Origin of the sequence: Herbaspirillum sp. SJZ106, assembly GCF_006715495.1 — a bacterium.
In the GTDB taxonomy this organism is placed as follows: domain Bacteria; phylum Pseudomonadota; class Gammaproteobacteria; order Burkholderiales; family Burkholderiaceae_D; genus Herbaspirillum.
In genome coordinates this window covers 74,875-87,215 of sequence record NZ_VFNI01000006.1, presented here as the reverse complement: position 1 = coordinate 87,215, position 12,341 = coordinate 74,875, and the positions used below count along the sequence as shown (strand labels likewise).

The 12,341-nt window shown below is 60.8% G+C and carries 12 protein-coding genes; 6 read left to right on the top strand and 6 right to left on the bottom strand.

Annotated features, from left to right (window positions below):
• Positions 1-52: 52 nt before the first annotated feature.
• The 4 genes from FB598_RS18065 to FB598_RS18050 all read left to right on the top strand — a co-directional run bounded on the left by FB598_RS18065 (position 53) and on the right by FB598_RS18050 (position 4,100).
• Positions 53-973: a dihydrodipicolinate synthase family protein gene (locus FB598_RS18065; RefSeq protein ID WP_141917281.1), complete on the top strand. Its 921-nt coding sequence runs from the start codon at positions 53-55 to the stop codon at positions 971-973.
• 140 nt (positions 974-1,113) lie between these two features.
• Entirely contained in the window at positions 1,114-1,698 is a 585-nt protein-coding gene (locus FB598_RS18060) for a flavin reductase family protein (RefSeq protein WP_141917283.1), read from the top strand.
• Positions 1,699-1,882: 184 nt separating this feature from the next.
• Positions 1,883-3,211: an MFS transporter gene (locus tag FB598_RS18055; RefSeq protein ID WP_221292357.1), complete on the top strand. Its 1,329-nt coding sequence runs from the start codon at positions 1,883-1,885 to the stop codon at positions 3,209-3,211.
• A 55-nt stretch (positions 3,212-3,266) separates the two neighbouring features.
• Positions 3,267-4,100, top strand: coding sequence for an oxaloacetate decarboxylase (locus FB598_RS18050; RefSeq protein WP_141917286.1), 834 nt, complete (start codon positions 3,267-3,269; stop codon positions 4,098-4,100).
• 72 nt (positions 4,101-4,172) lie between these two features.
• Here FB598_RS18050 and FB598_RS18045 read toward each other — a convergent pair whose 3' ends face one another.
• From FB598_RS18045 to FB598_RS18025, 5 genes are read right to left on the bottom strand one after another with little or no spacing between them, the layout of a single operon-like run.
• On the bottom strand, positions 4,173-5,177 hold the full coding sequence (locus FB598_RS18045) for a transketolase family protein (protein ID WP_141917289.1): 1,005 nt from the start codon (positions 5,175-5,177) through the stop codon (positions 4,173-4,175).
• Positions 5,174-6,019 (bottom strand): transketolase, encoded by an 846-nt coding sequence (locus tag FB598_RS18040; RefSeq protein ID WP_141917291.1) that lies wholly within the window; start codon positions 6,017-6,019, stop codon positions 5,174-5,176. The genes FB598_RS18045 and FB598_RS18040 overlap by 4 nt, the downstream gene beginning before the upstream one ends.
• A 32-nt stretch (positions 6,020-6,051) precedes the next feature.
• On the bottom strand, positions 6,052-7,908 hold the full coding sequence (locus FB598_RS18035) for a TRAP transporter large permease subunit (protein ID WP_141917293.1): 1,857 nt from the start codon (positions 7,906-7,908) through the stop codon (positions 6,052-6,054).
• Positions 7,905-8,942, bottom strand: a complete 1,038-nt coding sequence (locus FB598_RS18030; RefSeq protein ID WP_141917295.1) for a TRAP transporter substrate-binding protein — start codon at positions 8,940-8,942, stop codon at positions 7,905-7,907. The genes FB598_RS18035 and FB598_RS18030 overlap by 4 nt, the downstream gene beginning before the upstream one ends.
• Before the next feature lie 48 nt (positions 8,943-8,990).
• Positions 8,991-9,740, bottom strand: coding sequence for an SDR family NAD(P)-dependent oxidoreductase (locus FB598_RS18025; protein WP_141917297.1), 750 nt, complete (start codon positions 9,738-9,740; stop codon positions 8,991-8,993).
• Between the two features lie 206 nt (positions 9,741-9,946).
• Here FB598_RS18025 and FB598_RS18020 point away from each other — a divergent pair, with 206 nt between their 5' ends.
• Positions 9,947-10,831 carry a LysR substrate-binding domain-containing protein gene (locus FB598_RS18020; protein ID WP_141917300.1) on the top strand — a complete coding sequence of 295 codons (885 nt, stop codon included), beginning with the start codon at positions 9,947-9,949 and terminating at the stop codon, positions 10,829-10,831.
• A gap of 203 nt (positions 10,832-11,034) precedes the next feature.
• On the opposite strand, the gene FB598_RS20960 is transcribed toward FB598_RS18020, so the two are convergent.
• On the bottom strand, positions 11,035-11,157 hold the full coding sequence (locus FB598_RS20960; RefSeq protein WP_255463959.1) for a hypothetical protein: 123 nt from the start codon (positions 11,155-11,157) through the stop codon (positions 11,035-11,037).
• A gap of 238 nt (positions 11,158-11,395) precedes the next feature.
• Between FB598_RS20960 and FB598_RS18015 the strand changes: the two genes are divergently transcribed.
• Positions 11,396-12,241: an ureidoglycolate lyase gene (locus FB598_RS18015; protein WP_141917302.1), complete on the top strand. Its 846-nt coding sequence runs from the start codon at positions 11,396-11,398 to the stop codon at positions 12,239-12,241.
• Positions 12,242-12,341: the final 100 nt, after the last annotated feature.

Below are 12,341 nucleotides of genomic sequence, written 5' to 3'. Positions count from 1 at the left end.
CCGGAGCACAGGCATCCGGCCAGCCCCATCCCAAACACAAGCGGAGACACTGATGAGCACCCCTATCTATCGCGGCGTATTCCCCGTCGCCCCGACCATTTTCGACCAGAACGGCAAGCTCGACCTGGAAGGCCAGAAACGCGCCATCGACTTCATGATCGACGCCGGTTCCAACGGCCTGTGCATCCTGGCCAACTTCTCGGAGCAGTTCGTGCTGTCCGACGAGGAACGCACCCAGGTGCAAAACACCGTGCTGGAACATGTCGCCGGCCGCGTGCCGGTGATCGTCACCACCACCCACTACGGCAGCCAGATCTGCGCCGAGCGCAGCCGCGCCGCGCAGGACGCCGGCGCCGCCATGGTGATGGTGATGCCGCCGTACCACGGCGCCACTTTCCGCGTCTCGGAAAAGCAGACCTACGAATTCTATGAGCGCGTCTCCGCCGCCATCGACATCCCGATCATGATCCAGGATGCGCCGGTGGCAGGCACGCCGTTGTCGGCGCCGTTCCTGGCGAAGATGGCCAAGGAAATCGAAAACGTCTCCTACTTCAAGATCGAAACCGCCGGCGCCGCCTCCAAGCTGCGCGACCTGATCGAACTGGGCGGCGACGCCATCGTCGGCCCGTGGGACGGCGAGGAAGCCATCACCCTGATCCCCGACCTCGACGCCGGCGCCACCGGCGCCATGACCGGCGGCGGTTATCCGGACGGCATCCGCAAGATCACCGACGCCTACTTCGCCGGGGACACCGAGAAAGCCGCCGAGCTGTACATGCACTGGCTGCCGCTGATCAACTACGAAAACCGTCAATGCGGCCTGGCCGCCTGCAAGGCGCTGATGCTCGAAGGCGGCGTGATCAAGTCCGACATGCTGCGCCATCCGCAGCCGCCGATGCACCCGAAGGTGCGCGAAGGCCTGCTGCGCGTGGCGCGCCGCTTGAATCCGCTGGTGCTGACCTGGGGCAAGTAACAAGTAAGGTAACGGGCAACGAGAAAACGGGAGCTTCGCTCCCGTTTTTTATCCGCCCTGCGCCGCCGATGACGGCACGGCGCGTTACGGTGAACTATGTCATCCTGCCGCTTTGCGCTTGCCAGACACAGGAGATTGCCTTGAACCACTTCCGCCCCGTCGAACTGCACCACGCCAGCCGCCTGGTCAACCACGGACCGACCGTGCTGGTTACCGCCGCCCACGGCGAACGGCGCAACATCATGGCCGCGGCCTGGTCGATGCCGGTGGAATTCACGCCGCCGCGCATCGCGGTGGTGATCGACAAGAGCACCTATACGCGCGAGCTGATCACCGCCTCCGGCGGCTTCGGCATCATCGTGCCGGGCGCGGCGCTGATGGATCTGACCTATGCGGTGGGCAGCGCAAGCGGGCGCGACATGGACAAGTTCGCGCACCACGGCATCGCCGCCGGCGCCGGCCCGGTGTTAGGCATGCCGACGCTGGAACAAGGCTGCGCCGCCTGGCTGGAATGCCGCTGGATCGAAGAGGCGCATACCGAGAACGCCTACGACACCTTCTTCGGCGAGGTAGTCGCGGCCGCCGCCGACGCCCGCATCTTCGCCAACGGCCACTGGAATTTCACCGAAGAAAACACCGGCTTGCACACGCTGCACCACCTGGGCGCCGGCAAGTTCGTCGTCGCCGGCAATCAGCAACAAGCCGCGCTCCCAGCAGCCAAGTAAGCTCGCCTTCCTTGCGCGACAGTCATCGGGAATAGCGCCGTCATGTGGTAATACCTTTTTACCTTTGATGTGATCTCGTATAATTCCCGAGCCCGGAACCCTACAACAAACACACGTCCGGGCGCGGGCAGAAATGCGGCAAACGGCATGTCTGCCTGACCACCATCAAAAACAAGGAGACAACATGTCCTACGCCAATCCGGCTGCCGCTGCGCAGCCGATGGACGGCGAATCCGCGGTCGGCCGCCGCGTTATCGCCAAGCTGCACCGCAAGATCGTCTGGTACTGCTTCTTCCTCTTCATGATCAATTACCTGGACCGGGTCAACGTCGGCTTCGCCGCGCTGACGATGAACGCCGACCTGGGATTGTCGGCCAAGGTCTACGGGCTGGGCGCGGGGATCTTCTTCCTCGGCTACATCGCCTTCGAGATTCCCAGCAACATGATCCTGCACCGGGTCGGCCCGCGCATCTGGATCGCCCGCATCATGATCACCTGGGGCCTGGTCGGCTGCGCCATGGCCATGATCCAGGGCGCCTGGAGCTTCTATGCGCTGCGCTTTTTGCTGGGCCTGGCCGAAGCCGGCTTCGCGCCGGGCGTGCTGCTGTACATGACCTACTGGTTCCCGAAGAAGGAACGCGGCAAGGCCGTGGCCGGCTTCATGCTGGCCACCGTGCTGTCCTCGGTGGTCGGCGCGCCGCTGTCGGGTTGGCTGCTCAGTTCCACCCACGGCTGGGCCGGGCTCTCCGGCTGGCAATGGATGTTCATCCTGGAAGGCCTGCCGGCGGTAATCATGGGCGTGGTCACATTGTTTTACCTGGTAGACCGCCCCGAGCAAGGCAAGTGGCTGAACGCAGAGGAACGCCAATGGCTCACCTCCACCCTGGCCGCCGAACAGCAAAGCAACGCCTCGCATGCCCAGCATGATTTCGCCACCATCTTCCGCGACCCGCGCATGTGGATCCTGACGCTGATCTACATGTTCAACGCCGTGGCGATCTACGGCGTGGTGCTATGGCTGCCGCAGATCGTCAAGAGCCTGGGCGGCCTGAACAACTTCCAGACCGGCCTGGTCGCCGCCATCCCCTTCATCTGCGCCGCCGTCGGCCTGGTCCTGGTAGCGCGCAGCTCGGACCGCACCGGCGAGCGCAAGCTGCACACCGCTTGCGCCGGCCTGTGCGGCGGCGTGTTCCTGGCCGCCAGCGCGCTGGCGCCTTCGCCGCTGCTGGGCCTGGTGCTGCTATGCATCGCCGCCATGGGCTTGTGGGCCACGCTGGGCGTGTTCTGGACGCTGCCCACGCAATTCCTGGCCGGCGCCGCCGCGGCCGGCGGCATCGCCATGATCAACGGCTTCGCCCAGATCGGCGGCTTCGTCGGCCCCTACCTGGTGGGCTGGATCCGCGAAAGCACGCAAAGCTTCTCGACCGCCCTGCTGGTGCTGGCGATGAGCCCGATCATCGGCTTCTTCCTGTGCCTGACGCTGAAAATGCGCAACGACAGGACCGGGCGTTAAACCACCCTGGCGCCGGACGCATGGCGGCCGGCGCCATTATTTTTGCGGGAACGACATGACAAGCACCTCATTGGCCCAACGCCTGCGCCAGCCCGGCATCGTGGTGGCGCCCGGCTGCCACGACGCGCTGGGCGCGCGCATCTACCAGCAGGCCGGCTTCGAAGCCGTGTACATGACCGGCAACGGCCTCTCGGCCAGCCTGCTGGGCGCGCCCGATATCGGCCTGCTCGGCATGAGTGAAATGGTGGAACGCGGACGCGCCTTCGCCGCCGCCGTCGATGTGCCGGTGATCGCCGATGCCGACACCGGCTACGGCAACCTCAACAACGTGGCGCGCACGGTGCAAGGCTATGAAGCCGCCGGCGTGCAGGCGATCCACCTGGAAGACCAGGTCACGCCCAAGAAATGCGGCGCCATGAAGGGCCTGGCGCTGGTATCGATGGAAGAGCATGCGGAAAAGATCCGCATCGCGGTGGCCACCCGCAAGAGCGCCGATTTCCTGATCATCGGCCGCAGCGATGCCCGCATCCCGCTCGGGCTGGACGAGGCGCTCGCACGCGGCCGGGCCTACGCCGCCGCCGGCGCCGACCTGGTGCTGCTGGAGATGCTGCAATCGGAAGAAGAAATGCGGCGCGCATTATCGGCCATCGACGCGCCGCTGATGTTCAACGCGGTCGACGGCAAGACCCCGCCGCTGAACGCCGCGCAGTTCGAGCGCCTGGGGTTCCGCTTGCTGAGTTTCCCGATCTCGGCGACGCTGGCCTACACCCACATGATGCAGCGCCTGGCCGAACATATCCGCGCCACCGGCAGCGCCTTCGGCGTGCCATCGGGTTCGGCGGCGATCGCCGATTACGAAGCAGTGCTGGGGCTGGAGCGCTACCAATAAACTATCGGCGGTGCCGCACATGGGCGGGGCGGCCAGGAGCCCCCTCCTCACATGCCGCCCCAATTGCCTGACTCACTTAAGCCACTGCTTGATACGCTCACGCAGCACTTCGCAGCTGATGCCGTAGCGGTCATGCAGCGTCGGCAGCGCGCCAGCATCCAGGAATGCATCTGGCAAGCCGGCCATCTCGAAACCTGCGGGCTGGACGCGATTGCGCATCAGCGTGGTGGCGACGATTTCGCCCAGGCCGCCAATGACCGAGTGGTTTTCGGCCACCACCACCAGACGATTTTTCTTTTTGACTTGCTCCAGGACGGTTGCTTCGTCGAAGGGCTTGATGGTCGGGCAATGCAGAACGCCGACGCTGACGTTGTCAGCTTCCAGAACCTTGGCCACTTCCAAAGCACGCATGGTCATGAAACCGCTGGAAATGATGAGCACATCGTTACCATCGCGAAGTTCCTTGGCCTTGCCCAGCTCGAACCTGTAGTCGTACTCGTCCAGCACCAGCGGCACGTTTCCGCGAGCCAGGCGCATGTAGACAGGCCCCTTGTGTTCGGCAATCTGCGGAACTGCTTGCTCAAGATCCAGAGCGTCGCAAGGGTCAACGATAGTCAGCCCCGGAATTGCGCGCATCATGGCCAGGTCTTCGGTCGCCTGGTGGCTGGGGCCGTAGCCGGTCGTCAGGCCGGGCAACGCACAGCAAATCTTCACGTTCAAGTTCTCTTCGGCAATGATCTGATGAATGAAATCATAGGCGCGACGGGTAGCGAAGACAGCATAGGTTGTCGCGAACGGAATCAGGCCCTCTTTTGCCATGCCGCCGGCGGCTGCCATCAGCAGCTGCTCGGCCATGCCCATCTGGAAGAAGCGCTCCGGATATGCACGTTGGAACAGGTGAAGGTCCGTATATTTCGCCAGGTCGGCGGTCAGGCCAACGATTTCAGGGCGATTGGCGGCATATTCGACCAGCGCCTTACCGAAGGGAGCGGCTTGAACACGCTGCCCTTCGGCTGCGATAGAGGCAATCATCGCCGACGTGGTCAGGCGTGGCTTCTTTTCAGCTACGGTATTCATGCTTCGTTTCCTTCGTTGTAAGACTGGTCGAGAATTTTCAATGCTTGCTGCCATTCCGGCGGGTCCACGCGGATGAAGTGATTCTTCTCCCGCTGTTCCAGGAACGGGACGCCCTTGCCCATGAGGGTGTCGAACAGGATGACGCGGGGCTTCGGTTCGGCCAGTTGACGGGCCACGTCAAACGCCTTCACCACGGCAGCAAGGTCATTGCCGTTCACACGTTGGACGTGCCAGCCGAAGGATTCCCACTTGTCGGCCAGCGGCTCGAATCCCATGACTTTGCTGGACGGGCCATCTGCTTGTTGGTTGTTGATATCGACAAGGCAAATGAGATTGCTCAACTGATGGTGCGCAGCGCCCATGGCGGCCTCCCAAGTCGCACCTTCATCCAGTTCTCCGTCCGACATCGAGTTGTAGACGAATGCCGGATTCTTCTGGTAGCGCAGCCCCAGAGCCATGCCAACGCCAATGGCGAGGCCTTGCCCCAGCGAGCCGCCTGAGATTTCCATACCGGGGGTGTAAGTCGCCATCCCCGACATGGGCAGACGGCTATCGTCGCTACCGTAGGTTTCCAGCTCGTCTTCAGGAACGATGCCCGCTTCAATCAGCGCGGCATACGCGGCAATCGCGTAGTGCCCATGAGACAGCAGGAAGCGATCCCGGCCTTCCCATTCCGGGTCCGATGGCCGCAGCCGCATCGAGTGCTTGTAGGCCACAGCCAGTACGTCAGCCCAACCGAGTGCTTGACCGATATAGCCTTGCCCCTGAACTTCGCCCATGCGAACGGCGAAGCGGCGGATTCGATATGCGCTTTCGCGCAAACTTGCCAAATTTTCAGACATGAGAAACCCTTAGTGGATGAATGCGTATTGGTTCAGAGGAATCCGATGGAGAACCACGGTATGAAGGCGACAATCAGCAGCCCCACCACCAGTGCTCCCAGATAGGGCCAGATACGCTTGACTGCGACGTCCGGATGAACACGGCCAATCGTGCAAGCGGCGTAATATCCCAGGCCGAACGGCGGCGCGAACAAACCAACGCCCATGGACAGGATGATCACCATTGCGTAGTGCACCTCATGAACCCCAATGGCCTTGGCAACCGGGAAAAGCAACGGGGCAAACAGCACCATGGCGGGGATTCCTTCCAAGACGCTGCCCAGAACGATGAATGCTGCGATAGAGACCAACAGGAAGCCGTACTTCCCGCCCGGCACACTTGTCATGGCCTCGGCCAGCGCGTGCGAGAACCCCGACTGAGTCAGCGCCCACGACATCCCCGTGGCAGTGCCGATGATGAACAGGATGGCCCCGGACAAAGCCGCGGTATCGACCAGCATCGGATACAGGCGAGACCAGTCGAATTTGCGATAGACAAGCAGGCCAGCTACCACTGCGTATGCGATCCCGATGGTCGAAACCTCGGTTGCAGTTGCGACACCTTCCACCACGGCAGTGCGAATCAGAATCGGGAGCAGCAATGCGGGAAGAGCGATCACCAGCGTACGCAATACCACCTTACCCGGGGCGCGCTTGAAGCCTTCGGTAATCTCAGCGCTGCGCCAGCGAGCCAGTATCGCCAGCAATATCGCCAGTACGATGCCGGGCATGATGCCGCCGGTAAAGAGCGCCGCAATTGAAACACCGGCCACCGACCCGATGGTGATGAGCACCAACGACGGCGGAATCGTCTCCGCCATGGCGCCCGATGCGGCCAAGAGCGAGATCAGTTCGCCCTCATGGTTGCCGCGGCGTTTCATTTCCGGCAGCAGCACCGGGGCCACTGCCGCCATGTCGGCAGTCTTGGCGCCGGAGATGCCCGACACCAGCAACATCGCACCCAGCAGCACGTAGTTCAGGCCGCCACGCACATGGCCCAGCAGCGACGCCAAAAAGTCCACCATCGCCTTGGCCATGCCGGTCATCTCGACCAGATGGCCCAGCAGAATGAACAGCGGTACTGCCAGCAAGATAAGCGAACTCATGCCTTCATCGAAGCGCCCGGCCACCACAGCCAGCGGGCTGGACGTCACGGTCAGCATGAACGCAACGGTCGCCAGGCCGAAACAGAAAGCAATGGGAATACCCATCAAGACGGAGACTCCCAGTACCAGACCGAAGAAAATGACCAGGTTCCAGTTCCCGATGCTCTGCAGCCACCCGGAGCCTAGATACATGGCGCCACCAGCCACAGCTACCAGGGCAACAACGCCCAGCAGGTCGCTCAGGCGCTGGCGCGAAATGCGCAGCAGCGAAATGGCAATCATCAGCGCGGCGCCAACGGCAACTGCTGCGGCACGCACTGTATTTGGCCATCCCAATGCGGGCGTCTGGACGAACATCTCGTCTTCCGCGTATTCCCACATGGGTCCCATGAGGATGAGCAGCATCAGGCACGGCGCAATGATGGCCAAGGCTTCAGCCCAGGCCTTGCCACGGTCGCTTAAGAAACCGAGAAGGACGGTAGTCCGCATGTGGGTGCCGCGACGCAAAGCTACCGCGGCACCGAGATTGGCCAGCCACAGGAACAGGATCGAGGCCAGCTCATCAGTCCAGGGAAGCGGGCTGTTGAAAATGAACCGCATGACAACGCCGGCCAAGAGCACGCCTACCTCGCCAACGACAAGCGCTGCTGCAGGAATCTCGATGGCGTGGCCCAGCCAGTTCTCCATACGAGCGGACAACGACGTATCCGCTACAGTCGATTGCTCAAGCGACATGGTATTCACCCCAGGCTCCCCACACTGTTCTGCAGCAGCTTCCAGGCATCTTCACCGAACTTGGCGCGAAGGTCCTTGTAGAAGGTTCCTTTAGCCAGCATCTCCTTGAAGGAATCCTTGTCCGCCTCGATGATTTGCACACCCTTGCCCTTCAGCTCGTTGCGCGCGAAGCCGGACAGCGCGGCGATGTCGGCACGCTCGTCGGTGGCTGCCTTATCCAGCTCGCGGCGCACGATTTCCTGGATATCCTTCGGCAGGCGCTCAATGGCACGGCGGTTGCCAAGAATCCAGTAGGCATCCCACACGTGGTTGGAGATGGTGCAGAACTTTTGCACCTCATACAGACGCGCGGTACTGATGATGGCCAGCGGATTCTCTTGCCCCTCGACCAGCCTGGTTTGCAGCGATGAGTACACCTCGTTGAAGTTAATTGGCGTCGGGCTGGCGCCCAGTGCGGTGAACAGCGACGTCAGCATCGGTGCTGCCGGCACGCGAAGCTTCAGGCCCTTCAGGTCTGCGGCGGTCTTGACTGGCTTGGTCGAGGTAGTGATTTGGCGGAATCCGTTGTCCCATGGCTTGGACATGGTCAGCAGACCCACCTTCTCAATTTGGGCACGGACGTAAGCGCCCAACGGACCATCCATCGCCTTCCAGACCTCTTGATAGTCGTGGAAAGCGAAACCGGTATTGACGATGCCGGCCGCCGGCACCAACGTGGACAGAACCACACTGGCCTGGTTGAAGAATTCAACGCCGCCGTTACGAATCTGCGACATCAGGTCGGTATCGGAGCCCAACTGGTTCGCCGGGAACAGTTTGATTTCCAGGCGCCCATTCGTGGCGTTGCGAATACGATCAATCGCTTCCTGGGCTCGCTTGTTCACCGGGTGCGTCGGATCCTGACCAGTTGCGAACTTGTAGGTGAATTCGGCAGCATTGGCAGGACGACTCGCGATGGAGAAGAGCGGCAAAGCGGCGCCGACAGCGCCTGCCTTCAGAATTTGACGACGGGTGATGCCTTTCTTTGTGATTTCGGTTGTCATGTCAGGTCTCCTATTTTTCTGATTTCTTTAATATTCGGCAACGCCGGCTTAGTGAATCAACATGCCGCCGTTCACATCCAGTGTGATGCCGGTGCAGTATTGGGAAAGGTCGCTGCCCAGGAAGACGCAGGCGCCGCCGATATCGTCTGCGCGCCCCAGGCGGGCCAGAGGAATCGTCTCTGCGATCTCCGCCTTCTTTTCTTCGGTCAACTTGCCCTTGATGATGTCGGTACCAATCAGGCCAGGAGTAATGCTGTTGACGCGGATTCCTTCAGGACCGAATTCACGCGCCATTGCTCGCGCCAGGCCAAGCACGCCGGCCTTCGCGGCGGAATAATGCGGGCCGCCCAGGATGCCGCCACCGCGTTGCGCGGAAACGGACGAGATGCAAACGATGGAACCGCTCTTTTGCTTCTGCATCGCCGGCAGCACGGCCTGCGACATGTACATCGTGCCACGCAGGCTCACGTCGAGAACGCGGTCGTAGTCATTGCCGGTGATTTCCAGGGTCTTCACCGGCTGAGTGATGCCGGCGTTGTTGATGAGGATGTCGATGCGGCCGTATTTGGCGAGTGCGGAGGCGGCAGCAGCGTCGCACGACGCCTTATCGGTAACGTCCGCAACCAGGCCGAGATGGCCATCCCCCAGACGCGCTGCTGCTCCGGCAGGGTCTGCCTGCTCCAAATCCAGGACAACCACGCGAGCGCCATGCGATGCCATCAGGCGTGCAGTAGCGAATCCGAGACCGTTGATACCCGCACCGCCAGTGATGACGGCGACTTTATCCTTGAGCAGCATGAAATACATCTCCAGTTAGTTGGCGTTTGTTCAAAGGAACACTGGAGACAAAGTGGGCAATAGTGCGCCGCAACGCAGCTCTATTGGCCGCTCGCAGATGTCTCCTTTTGTTCTGGGTTCGAATATTCAACCTTTCAGGAACTGACGACAAGCGAAGTCTCGTCATGGTAAAGTGACGATCCGTCATCTTAAGAATGAAACCTCAAATGGCGACGCTACCTCCCCTGCCCAACCTACAGGCATTCGAAGCTGTTGCGCGACGAAAAAGCTTCGCGGCAGCTGCAAGCGAGTTGCACGTCACTGCCTCCGCAGTCAGTCACCAGGTAGCGAGACTTGAAGCATTTCTAGGTGTCAGATTGTTCGAGAGAAGCTCTCACGCCGTGGTCATTACCGATGCGGGCGAGAGCTTTCTTGCGCGTGTTCAAGGTGCTCTATCGGCCATCACCGCGGCGTCCATGGACGTCAAACAGGGGGTCAGCAAGAGTCTGTACATTCACTCGGCGCCGAGTATCGCCAGTCTCTGGCTTATGTTGCGACTCAACGACTTCGCCCGCTCCTATCCTGAAATTTCTTTCAATCTTTCTGCCGCACATACGCCAAGCAACTTCGAACTTGGCGAAGCTGATATCGATATTCGATATGGCATCCCGAATTGGCCAGGCTTGCAGGTTGAGCCATTGTTTGATGAACGAATCGTTCCTTTGGCAAGCCCCGCCTTCATTGAAGAAAACCAGTTACGAAAGCCGGCAGACCTGCTTGGCGTGAAGCTCATTCGAAGCAATGTCAGCGTGGTTCAATGGGCGGATTGGTTTGCGGAGTTTTCAAAAGTACGTCCACCCGAGCAATTCCCTGTTCGATTCGACCGCGCTCAGATGTCGCTCGACGCGGCAACACAAGGATTGGGAGTTGCCTTGGAAAGTACAACTGTCGCGGCACAACACATCAAGGAAGGGAAGTTGAAGCCGGTGTTCGGATTGACAAAATGCATCCGTATCAAAGCTCACTTCGCGGTGTATCCCGCTCACCATATAAAACGGCCCGCGGTTGAGGCATTTTTGGGGTGGTTACGACAGCAAGCCAAGATTCAATAAAAATGGGCCGCAATACAGTAATGCCGTCCAGTTGAGGCAAAAGCACTCATCACCGAGCCCGTTCGGGCCGAGTATATCGAAGCCAGCGTGTCGGCCTTACCGGTCTTGCCTGCCCTTCGATACGCTGCTTGCGCAGCTACTCAGGGCGAACGGAGTCTGAACCACGCAAGCACAAATGCCGTTCAGCACTTAACTGAACGGCATTAGCCGCAATGCTGTCCATTTTCATCAACCGGCCAAGCCAGATAGACTTCCTCGGCCTTGAGCGTCTTCATGAAATTTTCAGCCTGATGAGTTCGCCTCGCAGCCAAGTCATTGATTTTCATCGATTTTATAAGACCAGGTTCCCATTCATCATTAAATCTGCCCACTTATAATTCTCAAGCACAACAAGATCACCCGATAACCAAAACTTATCCCCTGCGCCCTATTGGTCTTACCAATAAACTGGTATTATCCAATCCGCAAAACGACAAGGCCCGCCATGCCGCTTGCGCTTCCAAGGCTTGCAGCGGCAATCCGCCGGCGCCGATTTGAGACAACTTATTTTCCAAAGGAAACAAGATGAAATTACTCCGCTACGGCCCGGTTGGGCAGGAAAAGCCCGGCATCCTGGACCAGGCTGGCAAGATCCGCGACCTGTCGGCGCACATCGCCGACGTCAACGGCGCCGCCCTGAGCGATGCGTCGCTGGCCAAGATCCGCGCGCTCGACATCAACAGCCTGCCCGTGGTGGACGGCAATCCGCGCATCGGCGCCTGTGTCGGCAATATCGGCAAATTCATCTGCATCGGCCTGAACTACGCCGACCATGCCGCCGAATCCAACCTGCCGATCCCGGCCGAGCCGGTGGTGTTCAACAAGTGGACCTCGGCCGTAGTCGGCCCCAACGACAACGTCAAGATCCCCCGCGGTTCCAAGAAGACCGACTGGGAAGTCGAACTGGGCGTGGTCATCGGCAAGGGCGGCGCCTATATCGACGAGAAGGATGCGCTGTCGCACGTGGCCGGCTATTGCGTGGTCAACGACGTCTCCGAGCGCGAATACCAGATCGAGCGCGGCGGCACCTGGGACAAGGGCAAGGGCTGCGACACCTTCGGCCCGATCGGCCCATGGCTGGTCACCCGCGACGAAGTCCCCGATCCGCAGAAGCTGGGCATGTGGCTGGAAGTGGACGGCAAGCGCTACCAGAACGGCAACACCAGCACCATGATCTTCGGCGTGGCGCACATCGTCGCTTACCTGTCCAAGTTCATGAGCCTGCAGCCGGGCGACGTCATCTCCACCGGCACGCCGCCGGGCGTGGGCATGGGCGTCAAGCCGGAGGCGGTGTTCCTGCGCGCCGGCCAGACCATGCGCCTGGGCATCGACGGCCTGGGCGAGCAGCAGCAAAAGACCATCGACGCTTAAGCCGTCCCGGCAGCGTCGCCGGCACATACCAACAATAAGAACAATGCGCGCAGGCCGGCCGGCTTGCGCGCCGACCTCAAGATCAGATCACGAGAAGGAG